We start from the raw sequence: 20,020 nt of genomic DNA on the forward strand, positions 1-20,020 counted from the left end.
CGGCCTGGGGCTGGTTGGGGGATGGCGGCGCGATCACGCTGGACCGTGATGCGACAGTGCGGGAATTGATCAAGCTGGCGGCGCTCGGCGCCGCCTTCCTGAGCGGCTCCGTCATCGGGGCCGGTCAGCGCAGCAGCGCCCGGTTCTTTCAGCTGTTCCTGTATTTTGCAGCCGTTTACAGCGCGCTGGCCTTTATCGGCTTCTGTACGGATCAGCTTGGACTCAGCGCCTTTGGCGCGGCGCGCGCGGGGCGCCTCCATGCCAGCTTCCTGTCCGCCAATAACGCCGCAAGCGTTTTTGGCGTTTTCATCCTGATGGCGGCGGCGCGATTGATGCTGATTGGCGAACGCGCGCCGCGCGCCTTTCCAAACCAGGTGGCGCGGCTGGAGTATTTTCTGAAGCGGGCCGGGCTCCCCATTGCCCTGTTGCTGCTTTCCCTGACCTGTCTGGCGCTGACCGCCTCGCGCGGCGGCCTTCTCTCCGCCGGCGCGGGTCTGCTTGTGCTTCTGCTGGCAAGCCTGACAGGCCGGGAAAGGCGCTGGCGCCCGGCGGGTCCGTTTGGCTTGCTTTTGTTCTTTCTGGCCGGCGTCTGGATTGTATCGGGCGATCTGACATCTGTGCGCTTTGCCGATCTCGCACCCGGCGCCGAAAGCCGCGCCAAGGCATTTTCCGCGCACTGGCGCGCTTTTCTGGACGCGCCATTCTGGGGCTACGGCCTCGGCGCGTTCAACGCCGTAAACGACATGATCCAGACCCGCCAGAACTACCAGGCGCTGCATACGCTGGGCGCGGCCCATAATGTTTACCTGCAATGGCTGGAAGAGGGCGGTTTGGCGCTCTCACTGCCGATGTTCGGGGCGGTTGCGATTGTTCTTTACCGCATCGCGCGCGGCAGCCTGATGCGTCTGGGGCCGCGTATATGGCTAGGCGCGGTGATGGGCGCGTCGGCGCTCATCCTGATACACGGCACGGTAGATTATGCCCTTCAGGTTCCGTCCATCGCCGCCATGTGGGCGATCTTTCTGGGCCTCGGGGCGGGATTGTCCCGAAGGCGCGAAAGCCCGCCGGGTCGCGTGCGCGGCTAGTCCGGAGCGGCGGAGAGGAACGCCCCGGCGGCGGCGCGGCCTTGCGGGTTGGAGATTTCCCTGGCGTAGCCCCTGAACCAGCGGCGGCCGCGCGGCGTAAGCAACTCCGCCTCCAGACTTCTCTGCACCGCAAGTCTCGTGTCGGGGTGAACCGCCATCCAGTTTTCCAGCGTGAAGCCGATCCGCCAGCGCCGAAGTCCGGCATCGCCGAAGGGCGCGCTCAGGAAAGACCGCTCCAGATACAGCGCCGCATCCTCGCTCATGCCGTTTGCCGCACGTTCCAGATACGCCAGTCGCGCCCAGGCGCCGGCGTCGGTTGGGCGCCGGCGCAGCGTGGCCATGGACAGCCTGGCGGCGCTTTCGCGATCCCCGGCCCACGCCGCCCTGTCCGCCAGAATATCGGCGAGGGACGCTGTATGGAGCCTGGGCGGATTTGCGGGGACTGTCTCGACGGGCGGCGCGCCATGAAGCAGGCTGGCGCGGGTTTCCAGAGCGGCCAGCGCGCCGGCCAGCGCCGCGCCCAGCAGCGCCGCCGCGCAAACGAACGCGCGCGGCCCAGCCAGACGGCGTGGAAAAATCGTTACCAGTTCGGGCATAAAGAAACCGCGATGTTCAAGTTCTTCCGCTCCCGGTCCAGCCAGCCCGTCATTCCCGACGGTCTGACCGTCTATGCGGTGGGCGACATTCATGGCCGTGATGATCTGTTGCGCACTCTACTGGAACAGATCGAGGCGCGGGAAGAGCCGCCTGAGACGCGCCGCTATATTTTCCTGGGCGATTATGTCGACCGGGGCCCCGATTCCCGGGCCGTGATCGACCGGCTGATCGCCCTGTCCCGTGCGCGCAACGCGGTGTTCCTGAAGGGCAATCACGAAGCGGCCTTGCTGGGATTTCTCGATGATGCGCGCTGGGGACCGCAATGGGCGCAGTTCGGCGGCGCCGAAACCCTGCAATCCTACGGCGTGTCCGCCCCGCTCCGCGACGAACCGGACGTCTGGGAGGAAACCCAGGCGCAATTCCGCGAGGCGTTTCCCGACGCTCACCGGCGGTTCTGCGAAGCGCTGACTCTCAGCGAGGCGCTGGGCGGTTATTTCTTCGTGCATGCCGGGGTGCGGCCCGGCGCGCCGCTGAATGAACAGGCGGAAGACGATCTTTTATGGATCCGCAACGATTTTCTGGACGATGACCGGCCGCTGGAAAAGGTCGTGGTTCATGGTCATACGCCGCATGAAACCGCCTATCGCGACCACCGCCGGCTGTCGCTGGACACCGGCGCCTATATAACGGGCCGCCTGACCGCCGCCCGGCTGGAATCAGATTCCGTAGAAATCATTCAAGCCGTTTCTCCGGGCCTTGATCAGTCTTGAGCTTGCAATACAGAGGCGGCTAAGGTGCGCCGGGAACGGAAACGGGGCGAACGTCATGAAATTCATGTTGAAACTTCTGGCGGCCACTTTTGCGGCGGCTGTCATCGCGGCCTGCGCGACGACGCCCTCCGCCCAGCCCGGAGCCGATTCCGGCGCAACCCGCGACGAGGTCCGCTATCGGCTTGGCGCGGGGGACGAGCTGCGCCTGATCGTTTTCGACGAAGAAGAATTGTCGGGCGAATTCATGGTCGGAGGCGCGGGAACCGTCGCCCTTCCCCTGATCGGCGATGTGGAGGCGGAAGGACTGACGCTTGCCCAGTTCCAGGAAGCGGTCGAACAGAAACTCGCCAATGGCTATCTCAATGATCCGCGGGTGAGCGTCGAGGTTCTTAATTACCGGCCCTATTTCATCCTCGGCGAAGTCAACACGCCGGGCGAGTACCCCTATCGCGAGGGCCTGACGGTGCTGAATGCCGTGGCGACCGCCGAGGGGTTCTCCTACCGCGCTGATTCCAAGCGGGTTTTCATAAAACGCGGCGGGGCCGACGGCGAACGTGAGTATCAGCTGACCCCCGAAACGCGGATACAGCCAGGCGACACAATTCGCATTCCGGAACGCTTTTTCTGATCCCTGTAATCGGCCGCTTTCATCCAGATTCTCTTGCGAGAATTTGTCGTGACAGAGTCGCGGCGCCACCAAAAATTCAAACTAGCCGGCGAATTCTTGTCTTGAGCCAGTCGCTCCAAGACACTAGCGTGCTTTAGAATTTATTAACTTGCAGCATTTGCAGGTTATTTTTCGGGGGAGGGACGCATGTTCCGAAAAACTGTTCTCACCGGACTCTGTCTGGCTCTGACGCCGGCCATGGCTGTATCCCCTGCGGGCGCGGCCAGCCTGGCGGCCATGATGCAGGTCGACCCGGCGTCGCTGGCGACCGAGATCATCGACGCCATGGCGGCGATGCCGGAAACGTCCACGCCCGAACAGATCGCGGCCGAGATCAACCGGGTGCTGGCGTTGTCCGGCGCAACGGCGGACGAGGCGCTGGAGGCGCTGGCGTTGGTTCAGGAGGCGCTGATCGAAGGCTCCGCCGCCGATCAGGCGGTCGAGCTTGTCCGCGCGCAGATCCAGGCGACCGGCGAAGTGGCGACGGGCGCGGGCGGCGGCGATGGCGGCGCGCCCACGCCGCCCCCGCCCGGCGGCGGCGATGGCGGATCAGACTACGACACGGGCGGCTAGAGACCGCCTGCCTGCTTGATCGCGGCGCGCGGCTTCCAACGGAATGAGTGTGGAATCATGACAGCCAGTATGACCCCTTGCGCCGCCCTGGTCGCGGCAGCCGCCCTTTTGACGCCCGCCGGGCAGGCCGTGGCCCAGGGCTCTGGCGCATTTGAGCGGGACCGAAATGTCAGCGTGCAGGAGCGCGCGCGTCCGGAATATGACGCTGTGGGCGTGCGGTCCGGCGGCCTGACCATCTACCCCTCGCTGACGGCCGGGCTGGAATATGACGACAATATCTACGCCACGGACGCGAACGAGGCGGAAAGCGGCATCCTGATCCTGCGGCCGGAAGTTTCGGTTGAATCCGGATGGTCCCGGCATGAACTGGCCGTTTCGGCCTGGGTGAAACATCGCACCGTCTTCGAGGACAGCGACGAAGATACGTTCGGCGGCTATATCGGCGCGGACGGCGTTCTGGATTTCGCCAGCGAGACGGAAATCGGAGGCGGGGCCTCCTATCTGTCAGACCATGAATCGCGCACGTCCTCCGCGTCGCCGGCCACCGCGGTGGAGCCGATCGAGTATGAGGTCGCCAATCTCTACGGTACGGCCTCGACGGCGTTTAACCGGCTGGCGCTTTCCACGCGGCTGGACTGGCGCGCCTTTGATTTCGAGGACGGCGTCACCCCTGGCGGCGCGGTTCTGGAACAGGATGACCGTGATCGCGACCAGATCGATGTTTCCGCGCGCGGCGACTATGCCATAAGCCCGGCCACGGCGCTGTTCGCCGAGGCGGCGTTCAATACCCGCGACTATGACCGCGAACCGCCGGTCACGCCGATCACGCGCGATTCTGACGGCGTGGAGATCCTGGCCGGCGCGAATTTCGACATCACGCGCGTCATGCGGGGCGAGGTGGCGATCGGCTGGTTCGAACAGGAATTCGACGACCCCGCCTTTGATTCCGTTGACGGGTTTGATGTCCGCGCCGGGGTCGAGTGGTTTCCCTCTCAGCTGACCACCATAGGCTTCACCGCGGCGCGCGATGTCGAGGATTCCGGCGTGGCCGGCTCCCCCGCCTATGTCTCTTCCGCGGCCAGCGCGCGGATCGACCACGAATTGCTGCGCAATCTGATCCTGTCGGCCGAACTGACCTATTCCGACGACGATTATGAGGGGATCGACCGCAATGACGAGCGCACCGGCGCGGGTCTCGAAGCGACCTGGATGATCAACCGGAGCGTCGGCCTGAGCCCTTATTACCAGTATATGGAGCTGGACAGCAGCGGCGCGTTCCAGGGCCAGGACTACGCGACAAACCGCATCGGGGTTGAGCTGACCCTGGCGCGCTAGACCGTGCCGGGCGCCTTTTTTGCATCTGGCGGAGGCGCGCCCGCCGAACGGAACAAGACCCTTAGACGATGAACGAGTTCAAACCTTTCGACCGGCTGGACCGCCCCGCGCGAAGCCGGCCTGCGCCTGACGCGTCGGGAGAGATATTCGATCTCCGGGGTTTGTGGCTCGCCTTTCGCCGCCGCCTGGCCCTGTTCTTCGCGATCGCCGCGCTGGTGCTTCTCGCCATCATCGTCGTCACCTTCCAGATGACGCCGCAATATACCGCCAGCGCACAGGTCATGCTCGATCCGCGCGACCGCGAAGTCGTTGACCTGCAAGCCGTTGTGTCCGGCCTGCCGCCAGACTCGGCGGTCGTCGATACGGAGGTCGAGATTCTGCGTTCGCGCGCGCTGGCAAACCGGGTCATTGATGAGCTGAACCTGATGGCCGATCCGGAATTCAACCCGGCGCTGCGCGACCCGGAAGGCGTGGCGCGCGCGGCGGGCGCCGTGGGGGGATTCTTCGGCGGCCTGTTCGCCGCAATATCGCCGGGCGGTCCGTCACGTTCTCTCTCGCCGGCGGATGAAGCGGATCTGCACCGCGCGGAGACAATTGAAAGCCTGCAGCGCGCGCTATCGGTCCGCCGCGAAGGCCTGACCTTTGTCATCGACGTGGCGGCGACATCGGAGTCGCCGCAAAAGGCGGCGGCTATCGCCAACGCTTATGCCGATAAATATCTCGTGGAGCAGCTCGAAGCGAAATTCGACGCAACGCGCACCGCAAATGAGTGGCTGGAGGGGCGTCTTGCCGATCTGCGCGAGGAAGTGAATGCGCGGGAGCAGGCGGTGGAAACCTATCGCGCCGAAGCCGGTCTCCTGAACGCCGAAGGCGAGACATTGACGGAACGCCAGGTGGCCGACCTCAACGCCCAGATTATCCTGCAGCGCGCCGATCTGGCCGAGAAACAGGCGCGGCTGGGCGCGGTGCGCAATCTGGTTTCGTCGGGCGGCAGCAATCAGGAAATCTCGGAGGCCCTCAGCTCCGACGTCATTCGCGAATTGCGGTCCCAGCGCGCCGAGGTGGTGCGCCGTCAGGCGGAGCTTTCCAGCCGCTATGGCGAACGCCACCCTGAAATGCTGAAAGTCCGGCGCGAGCTGGCCGATATCGAGGCCGAGATCGAGCGCGAGGCGGAGCGCATCGTCACCTCTCTCAGCAATGAAGTGGATGTCGCCCGCCAGCGCGTGGCCTCCATGGAGGGCAGCATTGGCCGGCTTCGCGGTGAAATGGTCCAGAACAATTCAGAGCTGGTCCGCCTGCGGGAGCTGGAACGCGACGCCGAAGCCAGCCGCGCGCTCTACGAATCCTTCCTCACCCGGTTCCGCCAGACCAGCGAGCAACAATCCCTGCAGGAGGCCGACGCCCGCATCATTTCGCGCGCCAGCATCCCGGCCGAAGCCAGCGCGCCGAACCTGCCGATGAACCTGGCGCTGGGCTTGATTCTGGCGCTGGTCGCGGGCTCGGGCGCGGTTTTCGTGGCCGAAACCTTCGATCAGGGTCTGGCGACCAAGGCAGATATGGAGCGGGAGCTGGGCTTGCCGGCCCTGGCGCTGATTCCGGGCGTGCCGCGGGCCTATGCCTCCCGCGATAACGCGGCGGGCTATGCGCTCGACAAGCCCCTGTCCAGCTATGCGGAATCGCTACGCGCCTTGCGGGCGGCCGTGCTGTTCGGGCGTGGACATGGGGATGTGAAGGTGGTCGCCATCACCTCCGCCGTGCCGCGCGAAGGCAAGACCGCGACCAGCCTGGCTCTGGGCCGGGTGTCCGCCAAGCTGGGCTCGCGCACCCTTGTCATCGACGCCGATCTTCGCCGCTCCATGCTGACGCGCACCGCGGGGCTTACGCCGCGGGCTGGGCTGCTGGAGGTTCTGGACGGCCGCGCAACACTGGATGACGCCATTACGCGCGAACAGGCTTCGGGGCTGGATATCCTGCCCCTGACCGGGGAAGACCGCAGCGCGTCCGATGTTTTCGGGCGGCGCGACATGCGCGAACTCCTGCAGGCGGTCCGGGAGCGGTACGAATTTGTAATTCTGGACACCGCGCCCGCCATGGCGGTTGCAGAAACCCGCATCCTGTCCACGGCGGTGGACGCGGTGGTGCTTCTTGCCCGCTGGCGCAAGACGCCGCGCGCCGTGGTCAAGGCGGCTCTGGACGCGCTGGCCCACGTGGATGCGCCGGTCGCGGGAGCGGCCCTGACTCAGGTCAACCTGTCGGCGGAGGGCCGTTACGGATACGGATCCGGCTATGGCGGATCCTATTACAAATACTACTCTAAATATTACGAAAATTGACTTGCAGCCGGGCGCCGGTCCGCGCCCGGCTTTCAAGGATCTGGGTCAAGTTTTGCTTTTCTCGGCTTAAATAAAGCGTCCGGTGAGAGCTTGGAGCAAGAGTTTTCAGGCGCATGCCCGGAATGTGGAAAAAAATTCCTACCCCCGCTTTATTGCAGATCTGAACGGGCGCACCTGTGCCAGAAGATGAAATTTTATCAGAAAAAACCGCGACTTAAAAAATGTCGTAAAAAAACAATTAACAAAGTATTGACTCTTTTATCGTTTGGGGGGCTGATTCGCTTTAATTGTCAACAGCTGCGCGTGAAGTAATTCGCGCGCGGCGCGCCTTTGGGCGCATTGGGGGGATCAAAAACATGGCTTTCACGACGGCACAGGACTTCATCGACGTCTGGCAGGAACTTGACGCGGCGTATGTCACGTTCCCGGCGATTGCGGGCGCCGGCGGCAACTATCAGGATGAAACTGTAGTTGATACGAGCAGCGCCGATTTTGATTCCGTACTGGCGCAGTTCCCCGAGTATGCGCACATCCTTTCTAGCCTGCCAGAAGATGGCGGCACGGCTGGCGAGTTGGCGCTGGCCGTGAACCTGATATTCGTCGCGCTCGCGGAAGCCTATCTGGATTACCTGCAGGCCGGCGGCGAGCCGATCCTCGATATCGCCAAGGACCGCGGCGGCGAACCGGCCCCGGGACAGTCCTATCACGACAATATTCTGGGCAATCTGCTGAATGGCGCGATCGAGGATCGTTTCGAGAGCTCGTCCAGCAACCCGGCCAACAATGTTGACGTAACCGGCGACGATGTCGGGGACCTGGTCGCCGAACCGCGCAGCGCGGACGGGCAGGAATGGGGCGACCGCCCGTATTTCAGCGGGTCGTCCAATAACGAAGCCTTCGGACAGGCCATCGCCTGGGACATCGCCCACGGCATCGATCCGTCTCTGCTGGACCTGTCGCGCAATGGCGCCAATCCGATGGACGGGGAGATCCATCTGGTCACCGATTCCGGCGTTACGACATTCGGCAGCATTCAGGACGCCATCGACGCCGCCTCTGACGGCGACTCCGTTGTTCTGGGACCGGGCACGTACACGCTGACTTCGCAGCTTACCCTGGACAAGGGCGTCGCCCTTCTGGGGTCGGGCGAGGGCGCGACCACGATCGAGACCCATTCCGGGTCCTGGGGCATCCTGGTCACCGGCGACAACGCCTCGATCGAGGACCTGACCGTCGACGCCAGCAACACCACCCATTACGGCGTGAAGGTTCAGGCCGATGATAGCGGCGACCCGACCGACGCGTTGATCGGATTCTCGATGGAAGACGTCACGGTGCAGGGCGCGGGCCGCAGCGAGATCGACTTCAACGGCGTCGACGATTCCTCTCTCACCAACGTGACGGCCGATGGCCAAGGCACGTCGGGCGTGGGCATCGCGCTCAGCGACTCCACGGGCATCACGCTGACCGACATTACGACCACCGGCAATAACTGGGGCTCGATCGGGCTCTATTCCGCCGGCAATGTCTGGGAGGGCGGCACCAATAACGTCACCTTCTCCGGCTCCTACAGCGCAACCGAAGCGATCGGCATTTACGCCGATGAGGAGAACGGAACCGCGGTCGAGGACATCGACCTCTCCGGCATCTTCCCGGGCACGGTTTTCAAGGTTGAGAACAGCGAGTGGCGCGACGGAATCGACGGCCGCAGCGACGACTTCACCTTCTTCTTCGGCGATCAGGCAGAGGCGGCCGCCTTTGCCACCAGCCTGACCAATGGCGCGTCCGACAATGTCGCCCACGCCTCGGTCATCACCACTGACGCCACGCCGGGCGATGTCGACGCCGAAACCGGTACGACCTTCATCGTCGCCAATGGCATGTCCATACAGGCCGCCATCGACGCGGCGTCCGACGGCGACACGATCCAGATCGAGGATGGCGTCTATGCTGAAAACCTGACAATCGACAAGGCGCTCACCCTCATTGGCTCGGGCGGCGTGTCGATCGAACCGGCCTCCGGCACGGCGGTCACCATTACCGCGGGCGTCGATGGCGACATCAGCTTCGACGGCATCAATCTGGACGGCAATGGTTCGGCCGGCATCGGCATCGATGTCGCGGAAGGCGCCAATGTCGGCACGCTCAGCTTCACCAACGGCGCGATTGACGGGTTCACGAACCGCGGCATCTACGCCAGCGACGACGGCAACCCGGTCGGCACGCCGACCATGGCGGCGCTCGTCGTCATGAACGCCACGTTCGCGGGCAACGGAACCGGTTCGGGCAACACCGCCCACATCAAGCTGTTCGGCTTCAGCGGCGACGCCACCTTCGACAACGTCACGTTCGAGGGGACCGACGGCGTGGCCGGCCCGGCCGGGCGTCCGGACAACGCGATCGAGATCATTGGCTTCATCGTCAATGAGGGGAATGCAAACCCGGTGGGCGCCGATGCGCCGGATATCGGCAACATTACGCTGACCGATGTCACCGTGACGGGCGAATACCACAAGAACCCGATCGCCTTCTTCAATTTCAGCGAAATCGACGGCCTGTCCATCTCCGGGCTGGATCTCAGCGCGGCGGAAAGCAACTGGGGCCCGCTCTTCAATCTCGACGGCTTTGAGGACGCTGACCTCGACGCGTCCGTATTCGGGATCATTTTCCCCGACACCTCCGGCGTCCATACCGAAATCCAGGGCGAAAAAACCGGTCAGGACGTTGTCGACAGCACCATCACCGGGACGTCCGGCAACGACTCCCTGCACGGCAAGGACGGCAACGACACCCTGTACGGCCAAGATGGCGACGACCGCCTGTTCGGCGGTAACAAGCCGGGCGGCGAGTTCGCCGATGGAGAGGGGAATGATGCGCTATATGGCGGGGCAGGCGCGGACGGGCTGTATGGCGGCCTCGGCGACGACGTCCTGAACGGCGGCGCGGACAATGACAATCTGTTCGGCGGCGCAGGCAACGACACCGCGGTGCTGGCTGATAATGGCGGCGCGCCGTTCAACATGGCTGATTTCGACCTGTCCGGCCTGACGGTTGCCGGCGGCGCAGTCTCCGGCGACATCACAGGCCCCGACGGCACGGATTCGCTGGACAGCATTGAGGCCCTGAAAGTGGCCAATACCGGCTCTTCGACCTTCATCGTGCTGGAGGGCATGTCCATCCAGGCGGCGGTCGACGCGGCGGCGGCCGGTGACACCATCATCGTCGGGCCCGGCACGTATGACGAGGACGTGGTCATCACCAAGTCGCTGACGCTTGTCTCCAGCGACGGCGCGGGTTCAACCATCATCAACGGTCAGGGCGGCGCCCTAGGCGCGATCGAGATAGATCCGAATGTTGATGACGTGGTGATCGGCGGCGACGGCCAAGGCTTCACCATCCTCGGCAATAACGGCAATGGCGCGATCGAGAACGCCGCGGTCTATCTCCAGGGCGACCACGACAATATCCTGATTGAGGGCAATGTGATCGAGGCCCGCGGCGACGCCGGCCTGCTGTCGGAATACAGCGCTACTGTCACCAATGTCACGATCACGGGCAACGAGTTCACCGGCCAGACCTTTGAAGGGTCGGAGCCGGGGGGCTATGGCTTTGGCGATCAGTTTACGCCCGGCAATAACGTGCCGCGCCAGCTGGTGACCATTGGCGGAAACGGCCAGAATTCGTCGAACATCATCTTCACTGACAACACGGTCTCCGGCACGGCCGGCGGCACGAACAGCAGCGATCAGGAACAGGGCAACACGCTGGTCACCATTGATGCGGCGGATTCCACGATTTCCGGCAACCTGTTTACCGGCTTCACCACCCGCTTTGCCACGGCGCTGCGGGCGCGCGAACCGGGCACGGATATCAATGACAACGTATTCGACGCCTCGATCGGCGGCAGCGACAACACCGCCCAGATCTATATCGAGGAAGGCACCGGCAATCTGGATGGCAACCAGTTCGTCGGCAGCGCCAATAACGACCTGCTTCAGGGCGGCGCGGGCGACGATTCCATCCTGGCGGGCGACGGCGACGACTATGTCTTCGGCAGCGACGGGGCGGACTTCCTGAACGGTCAGGGCGGCTTCAACGGCCTCAGCTACGCGGCCTCCGCCTCCGCGGTTGATGTGCGCCTGTGGCGCGGCGGCGAGCAGACCGGCGGCGATGCCGAGGGCGACGTGATCCGCAATTTCGACCTGGTGATCGGCTCGTCCTTCAATGACGTGCTACAGGGCGATAACGGCATGGACGTCACGCTGGACGGCCTGGGCGGCGACGACCTGCTGACCGGTTATGACGGCAACGATAACCTCTATGGCGGCGCCGGGGATGACCGCATCGTTGGTCGGCTGGGCGACGACTTCATTGAGGGCGGCGCGGGCGCCGACAACATCAATGGCGGCGGCGGGTCCGACACGGTCAGCTACGCCAGCTCATCGGCCGCGGTTGATGTGCGCCTGTTCCGCGCCACCACCCAGACCGGCGGGGACGCGGAAGGCGACCTGCTGCGCAATGTCGAGAACATCATCGGCTCTGACTTCAATGACGTGTTGCAGGGCGATAACGGCATCGACTCCGTGCTGGAAGGCGGGGCGGGTAATGACGCGCTGCGCACCTATGACGGCAATGACGTTCTGAACGGCGGCGACGGCAACGACTCCCTGCGCGGCGGCGCGGGCGACGATTCCTTCATCGGCGGCGACGGCAACGACCAGGTCGTGTTCACCGGCAACCGCGCCGATTACACGATCGATTTCGAAGCCGGCACGATCACGGACAACAACGCTGCGGACGGTGATGACGGCTCCGACACCTTCACGGACATCGAAACGCTGGTCTTTGCGGACCAGACCGTGAATACGGGCGACGGCCCCGTGGCGACAGAGGGCGACGATCACCTGGTCGGTGACGAATCGGATGATGTCATCGACGGCCTTGGCGGCGACGACTTCATCAACGGCAACGCCGGCAATGACACGCTGAGCGGCGGCGCGGGCGATGACGTCATCGTTGGCCGCAACGGCGATGACCTGATCAGCGGCGGCGCCGGGGCCGACATCCTGAAGGGCGATCACGGCTTCGATACGGTCGATTATTCGGACTCCGACGAGGCCGTCGATGTTCGCCTCTATCGCGGCAACCAGCTGGGCGGCGACGCTGAAGGCGACATTCTGCGCACCATGGAAGGCGTTATCGGGTCGGAGTTTGACGACCTGATCCGCGGCGATGACGGCAAGGATGTCAGGCTCGATGGCCGCGGCGGCGACGATTACCTGGTCGGGTATGATGGCGACGACACTCTTTATGGCGGCGACGGTGAAGACCGGCTTATCGGCGATGAAGGCAATGATTTCCTTCAGGGCGGCGCCGGATCGGACATCATCAATGGCCGTGACGGGGTCGATACCGCCGATTACTCCAATTCCTCCGCGGGCGTGGATGTTCGCCTGTGGCGGGGCGGTGAACAGGTCGGCGGCGACGCCGAAGGGGACCTGGTGCGGAATGTCGAAAACATCACCGGCTCCGAGTTCAACGACACCATTCACGGCGACAACGGGCTGGATTCGGTTCTCGAAGGCCTTGGCGGCGACGATGTCCTGGTCGGGTTTGACGGCAATGACACGCTGTCCGGCGGCGACGGGGACGACAAGCTGATCGCGCGCGAAGGCGATGACGTTCTGGACGGCGGTGCTGGAAATGACGTCCTGCGCGGTCTGGAAGGCGCCGACACCTTCGTCATCGGGATCAGCGGCGGCCGCGACACGATTGCCGATTTCGAGGATGGCGTGGACGTGATCGACCTGACGGCTTTCGCGGTCAGCGATGTCAGCGAACTCACGATCAGCCAGAACAACAATGTCACCATCATCACCGGCTTTGGCGATGACGGCGAGATGCTGCGCCTGGTCAATGTCGATCAGGGCGATATCGATAACAGCGACTTCCTGTTCGGGGCCTGACCCCCGGAAATAGGTTTGTAAAAAATGCCTGCAACGGCGGCGGTCATCTTGGCCGCCGCCGTTCGCCTGTCCCGGTGGCGCCGGTCCTGCTTTAAAGAAAAAGAAAGCGGCAACAGAGCCTTAAGCTGTATGGTCGAGGCTCTGCACAGGGGTTTTCTTCGAGTGCGAGCGGGGAGCGCGGCATGCGGGTCGCCTTGGTTCATTACTGGCTCGTCGGCATGCGCGGCGGAGAGAAGGTTCTGGAAGCGCTCTGCCGCATGTTTCCGGACGCCGATATTTTCACTCACGTGCACGACCCGGCGCGGATCAGCCCGCTGTTGAACGGACGCGTCATCCGGACCACCGGCATTTCCCGCCTGCCCTTCGCGCGGCGCCTCTATCGCAATTACCTGCCCTTCATGCCGGCCGCGCTGGAGGGGCTGGACCTAACCGGCTACGATCTTGTCATCTCCAGCGAAGCGGGCCCGGCCAAGGGCGTCATACCGCCGCCGGACGCGCCGCATCTGTGCTACTGCCACAGCCCCATGCGTTATATCTGGGATCAGCGTCATCTCTACCGGAAAGAGGCCTCGCTTCCGGCGCGTCTTGCGATGCCGATGCTGGCTCACCGGTTGCGGCAATGGGATGTAACCTCGGCCGCGCGGGTCGACCGCTTCCTCGCCAATTCCCGCCATGTCGCCGCCCGGATCGAGAAATACTGGCGCCGCGGCTCGGACATCGTGCATCCGCCGGTCGCGGTGGACGATTTCGCGCCCGTTGCGGCGGAGGAACGCGGCGATTTCTATCTCTGGGCCGGGGAGCTGGCCCCCTATAAGCGTCCGGACATCGCGGTGGAGGCGTTCACCCGCATGAAGAAAAAGCTCGTCGTCATCGGCGGGCCGGATGGCGCGCGCGGCGCGCTGGCGCGAAAGGCGGGGCCGACAGTGGAATTTCTCGGAAAGGCGTCTTTCGAAACGCTGAAAGACCGCCTGGCGCGATGCCGCGCCCTGGTCTTCCCGGGCGAGGAGGATTTCGGAATCGTGCCTGTGGAGGCCATGGCCTCGGGCCGTCCGGTGATCGCCTATGGCCGGGGCGGGGTTCTGGATACGGTCCGGGATCGCGAAACCGGACTTCTCTATGGCGATCCGTCTGTCGAGGGCCTGATCGGCGCGATTGAGACGTTCGAGCGGGAGGGGCTGGATTCGCTGGACCCTGCCGTCCTGCAATCGCATGCGCGCCAGTTCGACGAGACGCATTTCCGGCAGGGCGTGGCCGGGGCGCTGACCGATCTCGGCGTGGAGCTTTCCGGATGACCGGTCCCGCCGGCATGCGGGCCCGGATGACCCGGATGGCCAATGACGAAACGCTTTTGCGGCTTGCGCGCGGCGGCGCGGCGGCGCTGATCATTAAAATCGCCGCCGCCGGACTTTCCTTCCTGATGTTCCTGACCCTCGCCCGGGCCATGAGTCCGGCGGATTTCGGGCGTTTCGGGTTTGCATTCTCGCTCGCAACCGTGCTGGCGGTCCTGGGCAGTTTCGGTCAGCGCATGCTGGTCCTGCGTTTCGCGCCGGTCTACGCGGAGGCGGAGGACCACGCCCGGCTCGCCGGAATTCTTCGCGCGGGATACGTCACGGTTTTTATAGGGTGCGGCTTGCTTGGAGCGGGCGCGGCCGTCTCGGGTTTATTCTGGCCGGCGCCGGAAAGCCGGACCTGGCTGGCCGCGGCGGGCGCGCTGACTCTGGCTCTGGGCTGGGCGGAATATCAGGCGCATGTCCTGCGCGCATTTGGCGGGATGACTCTGGCGCTCGCCCCCCGCGATATTTTCTGGCGGCTCGGCGTTATCGCCGCCGCCTCCGGCGCCGCTCTGGGCCTGACCCCTCTGCTGGATGCGGCGTCCGGGTTGTGGATTACCGGCGGCGTTCTGGCCGCTGTGACCTTAACGCAGGCCGGGTTTCATCCCGCTACCCGCCCGGCGGCGTTGCTGAAGCGCCCGGCGGCGTATGAAGCCGCGGAATGGCGGCGCGCCTCGCTGGGTCTGTGGGGGGCGTCCGTGGTGAATTTCGGAACGCCGTATTTCTCCGTGGTCCTGCTGGGTCTGGCGCTCTCGCCGTCCGCCGTTGCGGCCTATTTCACGGCGTTGAAGATCGCCACGCTGCTGGGTCTGGCGCTGATGGCGTCCAGCCTTGTGGCCGGGCCGATGCTGACGCGGCATTTCCATGCGGGCCGGCTTGACCAGGCGCGGCGCATCGCCCGCCTGACGGTCAGCGCCAGCGCTGCCATGACCGGGGCTCTCTTCATAGTCATCATTCTTTTTGCCGCGCCGCTTATGGGGCTGTTCGGCGACGCCTTCCGGGCGGAGGCCCCCCTCCTGATCGTGCTGAGCGCGGGATACCTCGTCAGTGCGCTGTCCGGCATCAATGTTTTGATGATGGAGATCAGCGGGCATGAGCGGACCTATCTCAAGGTGATCGCCGTCACCAATGTGGCCACGCTCGCCGCCCTCATTCCCGCCGCGCTCTGGGCGGGGCCGCTGGGCGCGGCGGCGACGGTCTCGCTGGGCGCCGTGGTCTGGAACATCTGGCTGCTGATGGAAGGCGCGCGCACACACCGCGTCGCCACGTCGCTTCTCGGACTGGGGCGGATGTCATGAATCCGAAGGCGAAGCGCGTACTGGAAACGCTCTACCCGGAAAGCCGGCTTTCCGGTTTTGCGCGCAACGACCATCGGGTCCTGTTCTTCACCCTCATTCATTCCGTTCTGCGCCCGGAGATGAACGTGCTGGATTACGGGGCGGGGCGCGGAAAATGGGCGGAACTGGAAACCGGCTACAAGCGCGCGCTGACCACGCTGAAGGGCCGGTGCGCGCGGCTGACCGGTTGCGATATCGACCCCGCCGTCCGGGACAATCCCCTGATCGATGAAGCCGTGGTGATCGAACCTGATGCGCCGTTGCCCTTCCCGGACGCGCATTTCGACATCATAACCTCATGGGCAGTTCTGGAGCATGTCGACAATCCAGCGGCCGCGGCGGCGGAGATTGCCAGGGTCCTGAAACCGGGCGGCGTGTTCTTCGCCTGGACCCCGAACAAATGGGGCTATGTCGGCATTGGCGCCCGGCTGATCCCCAACCGGTTCCACGCCCGCATGCTGCGCGGACTGGATACGGGCGGCCGGCGGGGGGAGGACGTCTTCCCGACCCGCTACCGCCTCAACACCGTGGGCGCGGTGTCCCGGTATTTCCCGGCGGACGATTTCGAGAATTTGAGTTTCATCCATACCGGCCCGCCCGCCTATCATGGCGGCAACCTGCTTCTGGCCCGCTTCTGGCGTCTCTATAACGCGCTGGTCCCGCCCGCCCTGGGGCAAAGCCTGTTTGTCGTGGCGCGAAAACGGTAGCGGCGCGATGAGCTATCTCTTCGCTTTCGCCCACATGCAGCAATGGCAGCCTTATCTGGCGCCGGCCGCCTTGATCCTGTTCGGCCTGTACCTGTTTGCCCGGCGCGGCCTGAACCCGGCGATTGCGAAGAACCAGGTCTTCCTGCTGATCATTATCGCCTATCTCGTATTCAACATTGCGCTGCATATCCGGCCCGGCTTCGCCCCGGCGGCGCTGGTGGATCTGGTGGCGACGGACGCGCGGCTTCTTTACCTGCTTGTTTTCTCATTGATGTTTTCCGCCATACGCCTGCAGGCGGAAGATCTCCGCGCCCTGTTCAAGGCCGGGATTATTACCGGCGCGGCTATCTGCGCCATCAGTTTCGCCTCGTTTCTGACCCAGCCCTTCAGCGCGCAGCAATTCGATTTCGGATCCATCCAGACCGCCACCGGCCGCTGGATTGTCGGTTTTCTGGAAACCAAGAACCCCTTCGCGGGCAGTATCGGCGCGGTTTTTCTGCTGGCGCTGGGGGCGATGTTTTCCAGCCCGCGTTTCCGCGTTTTCGGGCTGGGGCGGGTCGTCTCTCTTTTGGTTGTCATCCTGCTTTTCGCCGCGCTGGTGGCCAGCCGCTCCACGGGATATTTTTTCGGAGTGATCGCCGCGCTCGCCTATATCGTTTTCTTCGAGCGCAGCTTCACCATGTCCGAACGTGTTCGCGCCTATATGAAATACGCGCTCGGCGTGGTGGCGATCATCGCCGCGGCAGCCTTTTTTACCCTCTATTCCGACCGCATCGGCGATCTCCTCGCCGGGCAGGACGTGAACATGCAGCGCCGCGTGGCGATCTTTTCGCGGACCCTGCAACTGATCGCGCAAAGCCCGCTTCTAGGTCTCGGTCCCGGCGCCGTTCAGGCCTATCAGCTGGAAACGCATACAATCGTTCCGGGCCTTGTGGCGGTGCGGGAAAGCGCGGTCTTTCTGGATGAATTCTACTGGATCGGGGCGCTGCCCGTGGGCCAGCACGCCCATAATATCATCCTGCAGCTGACCTCCGACTACGGTCTGATCGGGGTCGGGTTGATCTTCGTCTTCTTTATGCGCGCAGTGTTCCTTCGCAAAGGCTATGCGGGCGCGGACCGGTCGTTGATAGCCATCGATTTCCACGCCCGGGTGCAGCTTGTCTATCTGGTCTCGGCGGGCATGGTGGCTGGCTACTCCATATCCTCGCCATCGACCGCGTGGATTTTCTATGCCGCGCTTGGTTGGCTGTGCCAGCCGCCGCGGCCGGAAAAAGCCTAGAGGGAGCAAGATGATGCCGGTTCTGGCCGCGGTCATGTACAGCCCCAATCTGGGCGACGGCCTGATCGCAGAATGCATCACCCGCATTGCCGCGCAGGGTGGGATGGAGTCGCTACGCTGGCTGGATATTGCAGGCCGTCAGGGCTTTGCCGCTCCCAAACGGCCCGGCCTGCGCGCCGCAGCGCTCGGCATTCTGGAGCGTCTGCCGCGCCCCGCCGCCAATCTCACCGCCCGTGCGGCGCTGGAGCCCGCTCTCCGTCTGAAATTGCGCCCGACATGGCGGGAAAGCCTGGCCTGTTCCGGCGGCGTGCTGATCGGCGGCGGGCAGCTTCTGGCCGATTCCAGCCTGAATTTTCCGTTGAAACTGAATGCCTTATACGATGAGGCGCGCCAGGCCGGCGCGCCGGTCGCCCTTCACGGCGTCGGCGTGTCGGCAAGGTGGAGCCCCGCAGCGCGGCATCTTTTCGAAGACATGCTGACCGGCGAACTGGCCTTCGTTTCCGTGCGCGACGACGCCTCCCGGGAAAACCTGATCCGCCATTTCGCGGAGATGGGTGTTTCTCCGCCTCCGATAGAGGTTTTCCCGGACCCGGCTTTTGCCGCGGCTGACCTTTTCGGTTCCGCTGCCAAGCTTGGTCAAGGCCGGCCGCGTATCGGGCTGGGCGTCACCCACCCGGCCGCCTTGAGAACCCACGGCGCGAAAATCAGCGTGCCGGACGCCGAATTCGCACGCCGTTACGGTGTTCTGGCGCGCAGATTGTCGGAGGCCGGTTACGAGGCCGTGCTGTTCACCAACGGCGCGGGGGAGGATGAACGGCTTGCGGCCGCGCTGGCCGCCGAATTCGGAATGAAGGGCCGCGTCACCCTTGCCCCCCGCGCCGCTGATCCGGTTGGTCTGGCCGGACGGATCGCCGGTTTTGACGGGGTCATCGCCCACCGCCTGCACGCCAATATCGTCAGTTTCTCATATGGAATTCCGCAAGTCGGGCTTGGCTGGGACCCGAAGCTAGAAGCGTTTTTCGCTCAAACCGGGCGCCCGGACAGCCTTTGCGCCGGGGATTTGTCGGATCCGGACGCCATATTGGCGGCGCTGCATGGCGCGTTTGATGCGCCTGTCGATGCGGATCGGCGTAAAAAGCTGGCGGATGAGGCAAAAACGGGCGTGCTGCGCGCCCTGTCAGTCTTTCCGGGGGGCTAGGTCTTCCAGGCGCGTGCGCTTCCAGGCGTCCAGATTCAGCCCGGTCAGACCTTCCGTCGCCGCGATATCGGGCAGGAACAGCGCCTGCATATGTGCGAAATCGGCCTCTGACAGCCTCAATTCGTCCTGTTTTGCCTCGCTATAGAGGGCGTTTCGCACCGGCGAGCGTTTCAAAGCGCCCACGATTGCGCCCATTCCGCGATCTCTCAGAGCGTTGGCGGCGCGATGAACCTGCCGCGCAAGCCAGGGATTGCGCGCCGCGGCGGCGCTGTTCCGGCGCGCTTTATCCGGGTCTGTCTGCCCCGGATCGACCCCCAGAAAGCCGCATAAATCATCCAGGAAACGTTGCGGTTCAGCCTTCAAGCGGTCGAAAGGCGCGATGAAAACCTGGTCGTCTGGAAACTTGTCCAGATAGGTTTCGAGGGCGTCCGCATAGAGGCTATGCGTCAGGATCGCGGGGTTTTGCGCCGCGCCATCCGCGAAATCACGAAACTTCGCGCCGTTACGCAGGGAAAATCTGTAATGGGAGATCGCGCGTTCGAACGGATTTCGCGGCGTGGCGATCAGCTTCACGTCCGGCAGATCGCGGCTTATGCGGCCGGCGGCGTCTTTTGAATAAAGATAGTCGTGGCTGAACTCGCCGATAACGCGGTCTCCGTTGTCCGCTCCGGCGAACTGGCGCGCGTACCAGTCCAGACCGCGGTTATAATAGCGGTCGAAAAAATAGATGTCCTTGGCCGGGGGGACATAGATGCCCGGATGCCGCCGCAGCGTCTCGAACAGCCAGGTGGAGCCCGCCTTGGACGGGCCAATGAACAGGAAATCGGGCAAGCGCATCGCGT

At 64.1% G+C, this 20,020-nt stretch carries 14 protein-coding genes; 12 read left to right on the forward strand and 2 right to left on the reverse strand.

Annotated elements, in window-relative coordinates; translation table 11 throughout:
- The coding region (locus H2040_RS10710; RefSeq protein WP_287157344.1) for an O-antigen ligase family protein at positions 1–1,085 on the forward strand (1,085 nt) is incomplete at its 5' end.
- Here the strand turns inward: H2040_RS10710 and H2040_RS10715 are convergent.
- Positions 1,082–1,681, reverse strand: a complete 600-nt coding sequence (locus H2040_RS10715) for a hypothetical protein (protein WP_287157346.1) — start codon at positions 1,679–1,681, stop codon at positions 1,082–1,084. The genes H2040_RS10710 and H2040_RS10715 overlap by 4 nt on opposite strands.
- Before the next feature lie 12 nt (positions 1,682–1,693).
- Here H2040_RS10715 and H2040_RS10720 point away from each other — a divergent pair, with 12 nt between their 5' ends.
- The 11 genes from H2040_RS10720 (at position 1,694) to H2040_RS10770 (ending at position 19,178) form a co-directional block, all read left to right on the forward strand.
- Complete coding sequence (locus H2040_RS10720; protein ID WP_287157348.1) at positions 1,694–2,452, forward strand: metallophosphoesterase family protein; 759 nt, start codon at positions 1,694–1,696, stop codon at positions 2,450–2,452.
- Between the two features lie 55 nt (positions 2,453–2,507).
- A complete protein-coding gene (locus tag H2040_RS10725; protein WP_287157350.1) occupies positions 2,508–3,080 on the forward strand; it encodes a polysaccharide biosynthesis/export family protein in 573 nt (190 codons plus the stop codon).
- A 186-nt stretch (positions 3,081–3,266) separates the two neighbouring features.
- Positions 3,267–3,692 carry a hypothetical protein gene (locus H2040_RS10730; RefSeq protein ID WP_287157351.1) on the forward strand — a complete coding sequence of 142 codons (426 nt, stop codon included), beginning with the start codon at positions 3,267–3,269 and terminating at the stop codon, positions 3,690–3,692.
- A 57-nt stretch (positions 3,693–3,749) separates the two neighbouring features.
- Complete coding sequence (locus tag H2040_RS10735) at positions 3,750–5,027, forward strand: outer membrane beta-barrel protein (RefSeq protein WP_287157352.1); 1,278 nt, start codon at positions 3,750–3,752, stop codon at positions 5,025–5,027.
- A gap of 68 nt (positions 5,028–5,095) precedes the next feature.
- Entirely contained in the window at positions 5,096–7,360 is a 2,265-nt protein-coding gene (locus H2040_RS10740; RefSeq protein WP_287157353.1) for a GumC family protein, read from the forward strand.
- A 356-nt stretch (positions 7,361–7,716) separates the two neighbouring features.
- On the forward strand, positions 7,717–13,326 hold the full coding sequence (locus H2040_RS10745) for a beta strand repeat-containing protein (RefSeq protein ID WP_287157354.1): 5,610 nt from the start codon (positions 7,717–7,719) through the stop codon (positions 13,324–13,326).
- Between the two features lie 182 nt (positions 13,327–13,508).
- Positions 13,509–14,618, forward strand: coding sequence for a glycosyltransferase (locus H2040_RS10750; protein ID WP_287157356.1), 1,110 nt, complete (start codon positions 13,509–13,511; stop codon positions 14,616–14,618).
- Positions 14,615–15,955, forward strand: a complete 1,341-nt coding sequence (locus H2040_RS10755; RefSeq protein ID WP_287157358.1) for a lipopolysaccharide biosynthesis protein — start codon at positions 14,615–14,617, stop codon at positions 15,953–15,955. The genes H2040_RS10750 and H2040_RS10755 overlap by 4 nt, the downstream gene beginning before the upstream one ends.
- Entirely contained in the window at positions 15,952–16,701 is a 750-nt protein-coding gene (locus H2040_RS10760) for a class I SAM-dependent methyltransferase (RefSeq protein WP_287157360.1), read from the forward strand. Before H2040_RS10755 ends, H2040_RS10760 begins: the two co-directional genes overlap by 4 nt.
- A gap of 7 nt (positions 16,702–16,708) precedes the next feature.
- Complete coding sequence (locus tag H2040_RS10765) at positions 16,709–17,980, forward strand: O-antigen ligase family protein (protein WP_287157362.1); 1,272 nt, start codon at positions 16,709–16,711, stop codon at positions 17,978–17,980.
- 13 nt (positions 17,981–17,993) lie between these two features.
- The gene (locus tag H2040_RS10770; RefSeq protein WP_287157364.1) at positions 17,994–19,178 is read left to right on the forward strand and encodes a polysaccharide pyruvyl transferase family protein; all 1,185 of its coding nucleotides are present in this window, start codon (positions 17,994–17,996) and stop codon (positions 19,176–19,178) included.
- On the opposite strand, the gene H2040_RS10775 is transcribed toward H2040_RS10770, so the two are convergent.
- Positions 19,158–20,015: a sulfotransferase family protein gene (locus H2040_RS10775; protein ID WP_287157367.1), complete on the reverse strand. Its 858-nt coding sequence runs from the start codon at positions 20,013–20,015 to the stop codon at positions 19,158–19,160. The genes H2040_RS10770 and H2040_RS10775 overlap by 21 nt on opposite strands.
- Between the last annotated feature and the right edge of the window lie 5 nt (positions 20,016–20,020).

It is taken from the genome of Euryhalocaulis sp. (assembly GCF_013911995.1).
Classification (GTDB): domain Bacteria; phylum Pseudomonadota; class Alphaproteobacteria; order Caulobacterales; family Maricaulaceae; genus Euryhalocaulis; species Euryhalocaulis caribicus.